Annotated in this window: 12 protein-coding genes and 2 pseudogenes; 8 read left to right on the forward strand and 6 right to left on the reverse strand. The window is 60.0% G+C overall.

The window, feature by feature from the left end; all coding sequences use genetic code 11:
* Positions 1–533: 533 nt before the first annotated feature.
* The gene (locus tag EXN22_RS22295; RefSeq protein ID WP_130266097.1) at positions 534–734 is read left to right on the forward strand and encodes a hypothetical protein; all 201 of its coding nucleotides are present in this window, start codon (positions 534–536) and stop codon (positions 732–734) included.
* A gap of 329 nt (positions 735–1,063) precedes the next feature.
* Positions 1,064–2,536: an inorganic phosphate transporter gene (locus EXN22_RS22300; RefSeq protein WP_130266098.1), complete on the forward strand. Its 1,473-nt coding sequence runs from the start codon at positions 1,064–1,066 to the stop codon at positions 2,534–2,536.
* 194 nt (positions 2,537–2,730) lie between these two features.
* On the opposite strand, the gene EXN22_RS22305 is transcribed toward EXN22_RS22300, so the two are convergent.
* Complete coding sequence (locus EXN22_RS22305) at positions 2,731–4,209, reverse strand: helicase HerA-like domain-containing protein (protein WP_130266099.1); 1,479 nt, start codon at positions 4,207–4,209, stop codon at positions 2,731–2,733.
* A 313-nt stretch (positions 4,210–4,522) separates the two neighbouring features.
* Here EXN22_RS22305 and EXN22_RS26765 point away from each other — a divergent pair.
* The 4 genes and pseudogenes from EXN22_RS26765 to EXN22_RS22320 form a co-directional block, all read left to right on the forward strand.
* Positions 4,523–5,353, forward strand: a pseudogene (locus EXN22_RS26765) (cache domain-containing protein); the annotation flags it as partial.
* 309 nt (positions 5,354–5,662) lie between these two features.
* A pseudogene (locus EXN22_RS26770) lies at positions 5,663–6,259 on the forward strand (methyl-accepting chemotaxis protein); the annotation flags it as partial.
* Between the two features lie 195 nt (positions 6,260–6,454).
* Complete coding sequence (locus tag EXN22_RS22315) at positions 6,455–7,576, forward strand: glycosyltransferase family 4 protein (protein ID WP_130266101.1); 1,122 nt, start codon at positions 6,455–6,457, stop codon at positions 7,574–7,576.
* Positions 7,569–8,330, forward strand: coding sequence for a DUF2334 domain-containing protein (locus EXN22_RS22320; protein WP_130266102.1), 762 nt, complete (start codon positions 7,569–7,571; stop codon positions 8,328–8,330). Before EXN22_RS22315 ends, EXN22_RS22320 begins: the two co-directional genes overlap by 8 nt.
* 26 nt (positions 8,331–8,356) lie before the next feature.
* Here EXN22_RS22320 and EXN22_RS26255 read toward each other — a convergent pair whose 3' ends face one another.
* The gene (locus EXN22_RS26255) at positions 8,357–8,530 is read right to left on the reverse strand and encodes a hypothetical protein (protein ID WP_165392250.1); all 174 of its coding nucleotides are present in this window, start codon (positions 8,528–8,530) and stop codon (positions 8,357–8,359) included.
* A gap of 23 nt (positions 8,531–8,553) precedes the next feature.
* A complete protein-coding gene (purU, locus tag EXN22_RS22325; protein ID WP_130266103.1) occupies positions 8,554–9,405 on the reverse strand; it encodes a formyltetrahydrofolate deformylase in 852 nt (283 codons plus the stop codon).
* A 316-nt stretch (positions 9,406–9,721) separates the two neighbouring features.
* Here purU and mvaT point away from each other — a divergent pair, with 316 nt between their 5' ends.
* Positions 9,722–10,099, forward strand: coding sequence for a histone-like nucleoid-structuring protein MvaT (mvaT, locus tag EXN22_RS22330; RefSeq protein WP_130266104.1), 378 nt, complete (start codon positions 9,722–9,724; stop codon positions 10,097–10,099).
* Positions 10,100–10,175: 76 nt separating this feature from the next.
* On the opposite strand, the gene sbcB is transcribed toward mvaT, so the two are convergent.
* From sbcB to EXN22_RS22345, 3 genes are all read right to left on the reverse strand, one after another.
* Positions 10,176–11,606 carry an exodeoxyribonuclease I gene (sbcB, locus tag EXN22_RS22335; protein ID WP_130266105.1) on the reverse strand — a complete coding sequence of 477 codons (1,431 nt, stop codon included), beginning with the start codon at positions 11,604–11,606 and terminating at the stop codon, positions 10,176–10,178.
* Positions 11,607–11,667: 61 nt separating this feature from the next.
* Positions 11,668–12,027 (reverse strand): PilZ domain-containing protein, encoded by a 360-nt coding sequence (locus EXN22_RS22340; protein ID WP_130266106.1) that lies wholly within the window; start codon positions 12,025–12,027, stop codon positions 11,668–11,670.
* A 125-nt stretch (positions 12,028–12,152) separates the two neighbouring features.
* Positions 12,153–12,539 (reverse strand): tetratricopeptide repeat protein, encoded by a 387-nt coding sequence (locus EXN22_RS22345; protein ID WP_130266107.1) that lies wholly within the window; start codon positions 12,537–12,539, stop codon positions 12,153–12,155.
* A 188-nt stretch (positions 12,540–12,727) separates the two neighbouring features.
* Between EXN22_RS22345 and pyk the strand changes: the two genes are divergently transcribed.
* Entirely contained in the window at positions 12,728–14,179 is a 1,452-nt protein-coding gene (pyk, locus tag EXN22_RS22350; RefSeq protein ID WP_130266108.1) for a pyruvate kinase, read from the forward strand.
* Positions 14,180–14,221 lie beyond the last annotated feature (42 nt).

Raw genomic sequence — 14,221 nt, forward strand, 5'->3', positions numbered from 1 at the left:
CAATTGCTTATACCTTTCCTGCGCCACCATGTGGCTTCTTGGAGAGACTGGTCAGGTACCCACCGTAGAAGTCCCAGGCACGGCCTTGCCCACGAAGCGAGGCCGTTTTTCTTCCTTTCATGCAATGCCGGTGCTTTTACCTGGAGAACTTGCTCAATTGCGCAGGTTCGACATTTCAAACTCAGCGGCTGGTCAGCATTCACAACTTGGTAACACAATGGGCGCTGTGCTTGTCTTGGCAACAATAGACAATGCTACTCTCAGCCAATCAGCTTGCTATAATCAAAGTTCGTTCCCCTGCCCCGGGCAAGGTTATTGCGGATCCAATTCGCAGCTGCCCCCGGCCGAATACAGCGGATCGCTGCAAGTACCATTAGACTGAACACTTCGTTGTTCATGTTCGCTTGCACACCCGAACCTACTGTTGCTGCGACAGTTATGCCGCTCTGGCAGCGTAGCCGCGTGCTTGTTGTGCGTCGTGCACTACTTGCCTGCGTTAACGCCAGGGTTATTTCCACACTACAGGTAATACTGTGACCAAAGATGAGCTGCGCGCAGAACTGGAGCGCCAGGAACAACGTTACAAGGACGTTTACGGCGGTGAAGTGACCACTTACGCCGCACAACCCGATCCGGAACGCAAACCGTGGCGCAAGCGTGCCAGCGTACGGGACCAGGCCTTCGCCCAGGAATTGGAAAAAATCGAGAAGGAACTCAAGGACCAGGCGCCCTAGCCCACTGCTGGCCCTGCCGTTGCGCAGCGCACCGGGAGCTTTACGCTCGACGCGCTGCAGCGGATTTTTGCGCGCTATCAAGTATGCCGTAATGGAATTTCACAAATTTCATACAACCGTTTGACTTTTTTCTGAAAGACAAAATCTTGCGCAAATATCTAATTTTTCTCGATTTTTTCGCATTTTAGGCGACGTTCAGCCACGCTTCGTCAACTCAATGGGTTGCAACGCAGGGTAGAAAAGTCGTCGAGCGGTCAGCAGCGGGGGGATCGATTACCGGGGATTTCTGGCATAATCGCGCCCCCTTATGACCGGGTCAGAATTCCTTCATGATCGATTTATTCAGCGGACTTGATGCCTGGGTACTGGTGAGCTTGCTGCTCGCTTTGACCTTCGTACTCGCCTTCGAGTTCATCAATGGCTTTCATGACACCGCTAACGCGGTAGCTACAGTCATCTATACCAAAGCCATGCCGCCGCACCTGGCCGTATTCTTCTCCGGCGTGTTCAATTTCCTCGGGGTTCTGCTCGGTGGTGTGGGTGTGGCTTATGCCATCGTGCACCTGCTGCCGGTTGAACTGCTGATCAATGTGAATACTGGCCACGGCCTGGCGATGGTCTTCTCTCTATTGGCAGCCGCGATCGCCTGGAACCTGGGTACCTGGTACTTCGGCATCCCGGCGTCCAGCTCTCACACCCTGATCGGCTCGATCCTCGGCGTCGGCCTGGCCAACGCCCTGATCAACGATATTCCCCTGGGTGACGGGGTCAACTGGCAGAAGGCAATCGACATTGGCATGTCGCTGGTGCTGTCGCCCATGGCCGGCTTTGCCGTAGCGGCCCTGGTGCTGATCGGCCTCAAGTGGTGGCGCCCGCTGTCGAAGATGCACAAGACGCCAGAACAGCGTCGCAAGCTCGACGACAAGAAGCACCCGCCCTTCTGGAACCGCCTGGTCCTGGTGATTTCGGCCATGGCCGTAAGCTTCGTACACGGTTCCAACGACGGCCAGAAAGGTATCGGCCTGATCATGCTGGTACTGATCGGTATCGTCCCGGCCCAGTTCGTTCTCGACCTGAACAGCACCACCTACCAGATCGAACGTACCCGCGACGCCACTTTGCACCTGAACCAGTTCTACCAGCGCAACCAAGCGACCCTGGGCGAATTCCTGGCCCTGGGCAAAGCGCAAAATGGCGACCTGCCGGAGCAGTTCAGCTGCAACCCGCAGCAGACCGAACCGACCATCAACGCCTTGCTCGACTCGCTCAAAGGTGTCACCGAGTACCGCTCGCTGACCCCGGAGAAACGCGTTGAAGTGCGTCGTTACCTGCTGTGCCTGGACGATACCGCGAAGAAGGTTGGCAAACTGCCTGGCCTGCAGGGCCGTGAAAAAGCTGACCTGGACAAGCTGCGCAAAGACCTGACGGCCACCACCGAATATGCCCCGTTCTGGGTCATCCTGGCGGTCGCCCTGGCCCTGGGCCTGGGTACCATGGTCGGCTGGAAGCGTGTGGTACTGACTATCGGCGAGAAAATCGGCAAGCAGGGCATGACCTATGCCCAGGGCATGTCGGCGCAGATCACTGCAGCCTGCGCCATCGGCATGGCCAACATCTTCAGCCTGCCGGTCTCGACCACCCACGTACTGTCTTCGGGTGTAGCAGGGACCATGGTGGCGAACAAGAGCGGCCTGCAAGGCGGCACCGTCAAGACCATCCTGCTGGCCTGGATCCTGACCCTGCCTGCAACCGTGGGCCTGTCGGCAGCCTTGTTCTGGTTGGCGACCAAGTTCATCGTCTGAACTGTCCCGCATTGAAAAAGGCGCCTTCGGGCGCCTTTTTCATGACTACGATCTAGCTCTGTATGAAAGGTATTCGAGCGATGGCCAGGCAAGGCGAAAACAGGCGAGGAAGCGGAGTTTACTGATTGTAAATGAGCATTCCGAGCCTGTTTTCAACGCAGCATGGACGAGCTCGGATGCGTTTCGTACAGAGCTTAGCGCCGCTTGTTGCCTCCGAGCAACGACCCCATCAATCCGCGCACCAACTGACGACCGAACTGGTTGGCCGCCTGGCGTACCGCCGACTTGATCGCCTGCCCCGCCGCGCTTTGCAGGAACTCGCCGGCTTTGTCGGCAAAACTTTCTTCCGTCGCTGCTGGCGCTTGTTCTGCTTCGGCCGCACCGCCCTTGCGAGCGTTGAGCATTTCATAGGCCGACTCACGATCGACCGGCTTGTCATAACGCCCGGCCAAGGGTGATTCGGCAATCAGCGCTGCCCGCTCAGCGGCGCTCAGCGGCCCGATTCGTGACTGCGGTGGCGCGATCAGCACACGCTGGACCATGCCTGGCGTGCCTTTCTCCTGCAGGGTGCCGACCAGCGCCTCACCAATACCCAGTTCGGTCAGCACGCTCAGGGTGTCGAACTGCGGATTGGGACGAAAGCCATCGGCCACAGCCTTGAGCGATTTCTGCTCCTTGGCGGTAAAGGCCCGCAGGCCGTGCTGAACACGCAAGCCCAGTTGCGCCAGGACATCGTCCGGCAGATCGCCCGGCGACTGGGTCACGAAGTACACCCCCACCCCTTTGGAGCGAATCAGCCGCACCACCTGCTCCAGGCGATCCTGCAGGGCCTTGGGCGTGCCATTGAACAGCAGGTGTGCCTCATCGAAGAACAGCGCCAGCAACGGTTTGTCGGCATCGCCGCGCTCGGGCAGTTGCTCGAACAATTCGGCCAGCAGCCACAACAGGAACGTTGCATAGACCTTCGGCGCTTCATGTACCAGGCGGCTGGCGTCAAGCAGGTGAATACGCCCGCGGCCATCGGCATCCGGCTGCAGAATGTCTTCCAGCTGCAAGGCCGGCTCGCCAAACAGGGCCTCGGCGCCCTGTTGCTCCAGGGTTGCCAGGCGCCGCAACAGCGCCTGACTGGAACCTGTGGTCATCAACGCGCTGTCTTCACCGAGCAGCTGCGGATTGTCCTTGAGGTGCGCAAGCAGGGCCTTGAGGTCCTTGATATCGAGCAGTAACAAGCCTTCGCGGTCGGCAACCTTGAACGCCGCATAGAGCGCCGCCTGCTGGCTGTCGGTCAACTCCAGCAAGTTACCCAGCAGCAGCGGGCCCATTTCACTGAGGGTCGTGCGCAATGGATGACCGGACTGACCGTGAATATCCCACAGGCTCACCGGATAGGCCTGCGGCCGGTGGTTGAGCCAAGGCATCCCGGCAATACGCTCGGCCACTTTGCCCTGGGGGTTGCCCACTGCGCCCAAGCCGCACAGGTCACCTTTGACGTCGGCGGCAAACACCGCCACCCCGGCGTCGCTGAAGGCTTCAGCCATGTGCTGCAGGGTCACGGTCTTGCCGGTACCCGTCGCCCCGGCCACCAGCCCGTGACGGTTGGCCAGGCGCATGGCCTGGGCCAGCGGCTGGCCGGAGAGGTCGGCACCAAGCACGAATTGCGAAGAGTCAGGCATGTTTTTTCACCCTCTGTTTAAAGCTTTGGCTTGAAACGGCCGATATTAAATAGCGATAGACCACCAGAAAGACAGGAATTGCCCGACAAGGACTTGGGACCTGCACTGCTTTCACGCTGTTCTTTGTGCGAACGACCCGGACAACAAGACCTTAGCGGATAGACACGTTATGAACAAAAGCCTCCGATTCAGCCACAAGATCCTATTGGCCGCCTCGCTGATCGTCATGATCGCCTTCACCCTGTTTACCTTGTACAACGATTTCTTGCAGCGTAATGCCATTCGCGAGGATCTGGAAAACTATCTTGAAGAAATGGGCGAGACCACTTCGACCAATATCAAGAACCTGTTTGACGGTCGTATTCTGCTGGTGCAAAACGTTGCGCAAAACATTGCCGCATTTCCCGAAGCCGACAAAGTTGGCACGCTGCTCGGCCAACAAGCCCTGGTTTCAAGTTTCCTGACGATTTACCTGGGTGACGTCAACGGTGGTTTCACCATTCGTCCGCAGACCAAAATGCCGGACGGTTATGACCCACGTGCACGCCCCTGGTACAAGGATGGTCTGGCAGCCAACGGGCCGATCCTCACCGAACCCTATATTGATGTCAGCACCGGCAAGATGGTCATCTCGGTGGTGGCAACCGCTGCACGCAATGTCGGCGTGGTCGGTGGCGACCTGGCGCTGGACGGCCTGACCGAGATCATCAACTCGCTGAATTTCGGCGGCATGGGCTACGCGTTCCTGGTCAACGATCAGGGCAAGATCCTCGTGCACCCGGACAAGAACCTGGTGATGAAGTCGCTGTCGGACCTGTTCCCGCAGAACACCCCGCGCATCAGCAAGGAACCGAGCGAAGTCGAGCTTGATGGCAAGACCCGGATCCTCAGCTTCGCCCCGGTCAAAGGCCTGCCTTCGGCCAACTGGTACATCGGCCTGTCGGTAGACAAGGACGAGGCCTACTCGATGCTGAGCGAGTTCCGCACCTCTGCAGTGATTGCCACCCTGGTGGCGGTCGTCATCATCATTGCCCTGCTCGGTTTGTTGATCCGCGTGCTGATGCAGCCGCTGCACACCATGAGCCGGGCCATGGCCGACATCGCCGAAGGTGAAGGCGACCTGACCAAGCGCCTGGCCATTCACAACCACGACGAATTCGGCATTCTCGGCACTGCCTTCAACCGTTTCGTCGAGCGTATTCATGGCTCGATCCGCGAAGTGTCCTCGGCCACCGAGCAGGTCAACGAAGTCGCCCTGCGGGTAGTCAGCGCCTCCAACTCGTCGATGGTCAACTCCGACGAGCAATCCAACCGCACCAACAGCGTGGCTGCGGCGATCAACCAGTTGGGGGCTGCAGCCCAGGAAATCGCTCACAACGCCGCCCAAGCCTCGCAACAGGCAAGCTCCGCCCGGCACCTGGCCGAGGAAGGCCAGCAAGTGGTTGACCGCAGCATCCAGGCGATGAACCGTCTGTCTGACCTGATCTGCACCTCCAGCTCGCATATCGAAACCCTCAACAGCAAGACGGTGAACATCGGGCAGATCCTTGAGGTGATCACCAGCATCTCCCAGCAAACCAACCTGCTCGCCCTCAACGCCGCCATCGAGGCAGCACGGGCCGGTGAAGCGGGTCGTGGGTTTGCCGTGGTGGCCGACGAGGTGCGCAACCTTGCGCATCGCACCCAGGAGTCGGCGCAGCAGGTGCAGAAAATGATCGAAGAGCTGCAGGTCGGCGCCCGTGAGTCGGTCGACACCATGGGCCAGAGCCAGCGCCACAGCCAGGACAGCGTCGAGATTGCCAACCAGGCGGGTGAGCGCCTGGGCAGCGTGACCCTGCGCATTGGCGAGATCGACGGCATGAACCAGTCGGTGGCCACTGCTACCGAGGAACAAACTGCCGTGGTCGATTCGATCAACATGGACATCAACGAAATCAACATGCTCAACCAGGAAGGCGTGGAGAACCTGCAATCGACCCTGCGCGCCTGCGCGGACCTGGAGCAACAGGCCAGCCGCCTGAAACAACTGGTGGGCAGCTTCCGCATCTAAAAAGTAGCTGCAAGCCTCAAGCTGCAAGAAAAAGCAGGCCGCGCACGGATCCGCTCTTTCTTGCAGCTTGAGGCTTGAGGCTTGAAGCTCCCGCCTCCCAAGCGAACAAACTATCCTTCATAGAGGTCAACCTTAGGGCGCGTCCGCTGCGGCTAAAGCTGCATGGCGACACACTCTGAAGGCGATCCTGGAGGGATGCTGATCGTGCACATCGCTGACATCACCATGTTCTACGCCCCGGCCAGTGGCGGCGTACGTACCTATCTTGATGCCAAACACCGCCGCCTGGGCCTTGCCCCCGGTGTCCGCCACAGCCTGCTGATCCCCGGCCCTAGCGCCAGCCAAGACAATGGCATCTACCAGGTGCCGGCACCGGCCCTGCCCTTCGGCAACGGTTATCGCTTTCCTCTGCGTCTGGCCCCATGGCGCACTCTTCTGCATGACCTGCAACCGGACCTGATTGAGGTCGGCGACCCCTACCTGACCGCCTGGGCTGCCCTGGACGCCCGCCGCGAGCGTGATGTGCCGGTCATCGGCTTCTACCATTCCGACTTGCCGCTACTGGTAAGCAACCGTATGGGCAACTGGTTCACGCCCAATGTCGAAGCCTACGTCAGCAAGCTCTACGGCAACTTCAACCGGGTGCTCGCACCCAGCCAGGTAATGGCCGACAAGTTGCGTGGGCTGGGCATCGACAACGTCCACGTGCAGCGCCTGGGTGTCGACCTGGACACTTTCAACCCGCTGCACCGCGACCTGACTTTACGCCGCGAACTGGGCATCGCCGACACCGCCCGCCTGCTGATCTTTGCCGGGCGCGGCTCGCGGGAAAAGAACCTGCCCGTGTTGCTCGACTGCATGGAGCGCCTGGGCAAACACTACCATCTGCTTCTGGTCGGCTCACACATGCCGGCCACTGTGCCGGCCAATGTCAGCGTCATTGGCCACTTCTGCCCGGCAGGCGAAATCGCCCGCCTGATGGCCAGCGCCGATGCCCTGCTGCACGCCGGCGATCAGGAAACCTTCGGCCTGGTCATTCTCGAAGCCATGGCCAGCGCCATCCCGGTGATTGCCGTGGCGGCCGGCGCCTTCCGCGAAATCGTCAATGATCATTGCGGCCGCCTGTGCCCACCCAATGATGGCCAGGCCATGGCCCGCACGGTCCAGGAGGTATTCGAAAGCGGTGCCCGCCAGATGGGGCTGCAAGCCCGTGCCCATGTCGAGCAGCACTATGCCTGGGATAGCGTGGTCAGCGGCCTGCTGGAACATTATCGGGCGGTACTGGGCTACCCGAGGCCGGTGCGCGCCCATGCCTGAGCCAGCCGATCGACCAAGCCTGCTGCTGGTGCTGCACGATGTCGCGCCGCAAACCTGGCCGGACTACCAGCCCTTTGTCGAAGCGGTCGATACCCTGGGCGACATTCCCATGACCTGGCTGGTGGTGCCGGACTTTCACAAGTGCAATCCCCTGGAGCAAGCCCCGGGTTTTCGCCTGATGCTCGACCGGCGCCTGCAGCGTGGCGATGAAATGGCCCTGCATGGCTACTTTCACACCGATGACAGCCCGCCGCCGCGCTCACTGCGGGACTATCTGCTGCGCCGGGTCTACACCCGGGAAGGCGAGTTCTACAGCCTCGGCCAGGCTCAGGCGCAGGCGCGCCTTGAGGCCGGCATCGAGCTGTTCCAGCGTTATGGCTGGCCATTGGCAGGCTTCGTCGCCCCGGGCTGGCTGATGAGCGACGGCACCCGTCAAGTTTTGCGCCAGTTACCGCTGCGCTACACCAGCGACCCGCAGCACATCTATCATCTGCCCGAGTTCGACCCTATCCCTGCTCCCGGCCTGGTCTGGAGCGCGCGCAGCAACTGGCGCCGTGGTGTATCGAAAATTCTCTGTCATGCATATGAAGTGCAGCTGCGCCACGCGCCGGTGATACGCCTGGGCGTGCACCCGGTGGACATGCGCCATGGACTATCGCGCCAGTACTGGCTGAAAACCTTGCAACGACTGCTGCACCAGGGCCGCGAACCCCTGACCAAATCCGCTTGGCTGGCCAGCAGGCATGGCAGATGAAGCACCTGCTTGATGAGGGCTGCGGCTCAATCAGCCACGGTTTTGTCGCCAGTCAGCCTGAGCTGCTCCCAGAGCTCGACGGCACCGGGAAAATCGGTGCCGTCATCGCTGCCCAGGGCATCGGGGTCGTAACGGCTCAAACAGCCCTCGCCGAGGGTCGGTGGAGCCTTGGAGGTTGCCTTGTCGAGGGGATCGGCCATGCTGCAACCTCCTGCGCAACGTCTTAGTTGAACACCACGGTCTTGTTGCCATGCACCAGCACGCGGTCTTCCAGGTGATAGCGCAAGCCGCGGGCCAGCACCATCTTCTCGACATCACGACCGAAACGCACCATATCGTCGATGCTGTCGCTGTGGCTGACACGCACCACGTCCTGCTCGATGATCGGGCCGGCGTCGAGTTCTTCGGTGACGTAGTGGCAGGTAGCCCCGATCAGCTTGACCCCGCGCAGCGAAGCTTGATGGTAAGGCTTGGCACCGACGAACGACGGCAGGAAACTGTGATGGATGTTGATCACCTGCTGGGCGTACTCCTGGCACAGCTGCGGCGGCAGGATCTGCATGTAGCGGGCCAGAACCACCACGTCGGCACCGTGTTCCTTGACCAGACGCGACACCTCGGCAAACGCCGGTTGCTTGTTCTGCGGGTCGACCGGCACGTGGAAGAAGGGGATGCCGTGCCACTCGACCATGCTGCGCAAGTCGTTGTGGTTGGAGATCACGCAGGGAATGTCGCAATCCAGCTCCTTGGCGTGCCAGCGGTGCAGCAGGTCAGCCAGGCAGTGGGATTCGCGGCTGGCCATCAGCACCACGCGCTTTTTCTGGTCGGTATCGGTAATCCGCCAGACCATCGAAAACTCTTCGGCGATCGGTGCGAATGCCTCACGGAACGCTTCAATACCAAACGGCAGCGTCTCGGCGCGGATTTCATGGCGCATGAAGAACCAACCGCTCTGCTCATCGGAGTGATGGCTCGCTTCGTTGATCCAGCCGTTATAGGACGCCAGGAAGTTACTGACTTTGGCGACGATGCCAACGCGGTCGGGGCAAGCGATCACCAGTCGGTAGGTGCGCATGAGGGGGTCTCCATAAACCTTTGCAAAGGCGCTCATTCTAGCGAGTGCCCGGCAAAACTGCAGTACTGATTACTCGCGACCTGTCACCTGCAGCGCCAGCGCAGGCATGGACCTGGCCGGCAGACCATGCCGGCACCGGGTTTAAGTTAACTATTGGCAACGGAGTTAGTTTGTAAATTTTCCTTAACCTGGTCACACGAGGTGTTTAACAATTGATTTGGGCTAATTACCTGCAATATTGTTTACTTGAGGGGAGTGTCTGATTACTATTGCCGCACTGTCCCTGTAAACACCCTTCATTTCCAAGGAACGCCTCATGTCCCTGATCAACGAATATCGCGCTACCGAAGAAGCCATCAAAGAACTGCAGGCCCGTTTGCAGAACCTGTCGCAAGACGACAAGCTGCAAACCGAGCTGGAGTTCGAAGGCAAACTGCGTGCACTGATGGGCGAATATTCGAAGTCCCTGCGTGACATCATTGCGCTGCTGGATCCAGAAGCCAAACTGAGCAAAGCACCTCGCGGCGCGGTAAAAGCCACCGGCACCAAGCGTGCGCGCAAGGTCAAGCAATACAAGAACCCGCACAACGGCGAAGTGATTGAAACCAAGGGCGGCAACCACAAAACCCTGAAAGAATGGAAAGCCAAATGGGGTGGCGATGTGGTTGAAGGCTGGGCAACCCTGCTGGGTTAATAAGCCCGCTGGCGGCCTTGTGTTACTCGCTTAAAAAACGCCAGCTTAGCTGGCGTTTTTTATTTTCAACAATTGCTTACATTGCCAATCGCAACTTCAACCTCTGCACATGTTCCCGCCACTGGCCGAGCAACGCCTGTTGTCCGGTATCGGCCTCTGCCCAGCAGTCCTCAAGCGCCCGCTCGAAGTCGCCGATGGTATTGGGCGCGCCCATCAACGGATCGCTCAGGCGTTGCTGACAGAAGCGTTGCCAGCGCTGGTGCTCTTCGGCAGTCAAGGTCTCGGTGAAATTACGCGCGCGGTAACGAAACAACAGTTCCGCCAGTCGCTCATCATCGAACATCCATTGACCCTGGCCCAACTGCCGTGGATCGACAGTGCGCACTTGTTCGCACAGGCGACGATCACGATCACCAAGAAAGCCGTCATACAACTGCTGTTCCGGATCGTCGCAGGGGGCAAATTCCTCGGCACTGTAAATGACCGGCAGTTTGTTTTGCCATTGCCCTGCCGCAGCGATCAGGCTGGCCGCTCGCTGTTGATACTCAGCCATATCCAGTTCCAGCCGCTGTTGATCTTCAGGCCGCAATACGCCCAGCGGTGCGACCACCGGACAGCGATTGACATGAATTAACTTCAGCGGCACCGGCAATTGTCCGTCAGGCATTTCCTCACGGCGGGTGTATAAACGCTGACGCAGTGAATCAGCGTCCTCGTCGATCAACGGCCGAGTATCGAGATGCAAATCACAGACAATCAAGGCATTGCGATTTCGCGGGTGCCAGGCCAAAGGCAATACAACACCCAAGTAATTGCGCGCAGCTGAAAAACGCCCGGAAATATGCACCATCGGTTGTAATAATCGGATCTGGTCGAGGACTTTCTGCTTGCTGCGCAGTTGAAACAACCAGTCATAGAGCTTTGGCTGCTTCTGTCGGATCAATCGTGCAAGCGCAATAGTTGCCCGCACATCCGACAAGGCCTCGTGCGCCTGGCCATGGTCGATGCCATTTGCTGCACTCAACAACTCCAGGCGTAGGCTGGTCCGGCCCTCCTGTTGCGGCCAGACAATGCCTTCAGGGCGCAGCGCATAAGCACTGCGAACGATATCGATCAAGTCCCAACGGCTGTTGCCGCCCTGCCACTCGCGCGCATAAGGGTCGAAGAAGTTGCGGTACAGGCTGTAGCGGGTGACCTCATCGTCGAAACGCAAACTATTGTAGCCCGCGCCACAGGTGCCCGGACGCGCCAGCTCGGCATGTACGCGGGTCATGAACTCGGCTTCGCCCAACCCCCGGCTGGCCAGTTGCGCCGGCGTGATGCCGGTGACCAGACATGCCTTGGGGTGCGGCAGGATATCGTCGCTGGGCTGGCAATAGAAGTTGATCGGCGCCTCGATCTCGTTGAGATCCAGGTCAGTACGCACACCGGCGACCTGCAGGGGTCGATCGTTGCGCGGATTGATACCGGTGGTTTCGTAGTCGTGCCAGAAAATGCTGGAGCTCACGGGGTCGTCCTGAACATAAGATCGACCAGAGTCTAGGGCCCGCAGCCCGCCACGGCCAGTGTCAGGCGGAGGCGTTCAACGGATGGAAGCTGAAATAGTGGCGCAAGGCACGCACCAGTTGCTCGAATTCGCGCGGTGCCTGCAGCAGCATGAAGCCCGAGTCGTAATGGCCGGGGGTCTGGTCTTCATGGCTCCACAGGCAACTGGCAGTCAGGTTGATCAGGTGCAGGGCACCCTCCTGGCCCGGGACTTTGAGCTGCAACTCGAAATCCGGGCCGACCAGCATCGGTAGCTGGCTGATCAGCATCAGGCCGTCTTCAGACACATTTCCCAGATAGCCAATGGGCTGGTCGGTGAAGCGGTTGAAGACTTTAAGGAAATAAGGGAGCTGGTGACGCTCGATTCGGCGCTCGTCAAGCATGGTCGGGATCGCTGTCGAAGACCCTTTTAGCAGGGCCGCGCTAGGGCTGCTGTTTTCATTCATCTCAGCAACAAGATTAGCTCAACCTGACCCCTACGTCACAATCAGACTCGACCACTTTAGTATTAACGCCAAGGCGTTGTCGTTGCTGGCCGGGCGATAGCTGCCTCGCCGGTGCGCAAGTGCCCCAGTTGCTCGAGCGTCTGCAGGCGGGCGCGGGCGCGGTAGGCGTATTCGCTCTGCGGGTAACGCTGGGAGATGAACTGGTAGGTCTGTGCCGCATCGACGAACAGCTTCTGGCGCTCCAGGCACTGGCCACGCAGCAGCGACACTTCCGGCTGGATGAATGGTCGCGCACGGCTGGTGCGATCGACCTGGGACAGCTCGAGCATCACCCGCTCGCAATTACCCCGGTCATAGGCGCGGTAAGCGTTATTCAGATGATGGTCCATCGACCAGCGGGTGCAGCCGACGACGCTGGTCGCCAGGGCTAAAACGATCAAGGCTCGCATGGGGGTTCTCCTGTATTGAGCAGTGTATCGGCTTTGATTGATAAATCTGTAGAGCGTGCTGGTTGTAGCGGCCTCATCGCGGGGCAAGCCCGCTCCCACACGCCAAGCGGCAGGTAGTGCAAAGGAACAATGACTACAGCGATTTTCCGGAGTAGCCTTTCGCTGCGCTTCACTATAGGAGTCTGTGCATGACCATCCGCCGTACCAAAATCGTCGCCACCCTTGGCCCCGCCAGCAACTCGCCGGAAGTGATCGAGCAACTGATCCTCGCAGGCCTGGATGTCGCTCGCCTGAACTTCTCCCACGGCACGCCTGACGAGCACAAGGCTCGCGCGCGCCTGATCCGCGACATCGCTGCCCGCCTCGGCCGCCACGTGGCGCTGCTCGGCGACCTGCAAGGGCCGAAGATCCGCATCGCCAAATTCAGCAACAAGCGTATCGAACTCAAGGTCGGTGACCGCTTCACCTTCTCCACCGCCCACCCGCTGACCGAAGGTACCCAGGATATCGTCGGCATCGACTACCCGGACCTGGTCAAGGACTGCGGTGTCGGTGACGAATTGCTGCTCGACGACGGCCGTGTGGTCATGCGCGTAGAAAGCGCCACCGCCGACGCCCTGCATTGCGAAGTACTGATCGGCGGCCCGCTGTCCGATCACAAAGGCATCAACCGTCGCGGCGGCGGCCTGACCGCTCCGGCCCTGACTGAAAAAGACAAGGCCGACATCAAGCTGGCCGCCGAAATGGACCTGGATTATCTGGCCGTTTCTTTCCCACGCGATGCCTCCGACATGGAATACGCCCGTCGCCTGCGCGACGAAGCGGGCGGCAGTGCCTGGCTGGTAGCCAAGATCGAACGCGCCGAAGCAGTCGCCGACGACGAGACCCTCGACGGTCTGATCGCCGCCAGTGACGCAGTCATGGTTGCCCGCGGCGACCTGGGCGTGGAAATCGGCGATGCCGAGCTGATCGCGATCCAGAAGAAGATCATCCAGCACGCCCGTCGCAACAACAAGGCGGTGATTGTAGCGACCCAGATGATGGAGTCGATGATCCAGAACCCGATGCCGACCCGCGCCGAAGTGTCCGACGTGGCCAACGCCGTGCTGGATAACACCGATGCGGTGATGCTCTCGGCCGAAAGCGCCGCGGGTGCCTACCCGATCGAAGCGGTACAGGCCATGGCGCGTATCTGCCTGGGTGCGGAAAAACACCCGACCAGCCAGAAGTCCAGCCACCGCCTGCACACCCGCTTCGAGCGCTGCGACGAAAGCATCGCCCTGGCGGCGATGTACACCGCCAACCACTTCCCTGGCGTCAAGGCGATCATCGCCCTCACCGAAAGTGGTTACACCCCGCTGATCATGTCGCGTCTGCGTTCATCGGTGCCGATCTACGCCTTCTCGCCGCACCGCGCCACCCTGGCCCGCGCCGCGATGTTCCGTGGCGTGTACCCGGTAGCGTTCGACCCGGCAGCCCTGCCGGCCGACAAAGTCAGCCAGGCGGCGGTCGATGAGCTGCTGCAGCGCGGCGCGGTCGAGCCAGGTGACTGGGCGATCCTGACCAAAGGCGACAGCTACCACACCATCGGTGGCACCAATGGCATGAAGATCCTGCACGTTGGTGATTCGCTGGTCTGATCCGCAGACCCTGCTGAACAAAGCCCCGCAGCTTGTGTTGCG

The organism is Pseudomonas tructae, from assembly GCF_004214895.1.
In the GTDB taxonomy this organism is placed as follows: domain Bacteria; phylum Pseudomonadota; class Gammaproteobacteria; order Pseudomonadales; family Pseudomonadaceae; genus Aquipseudomonas; species Aquipseudomonas tructae.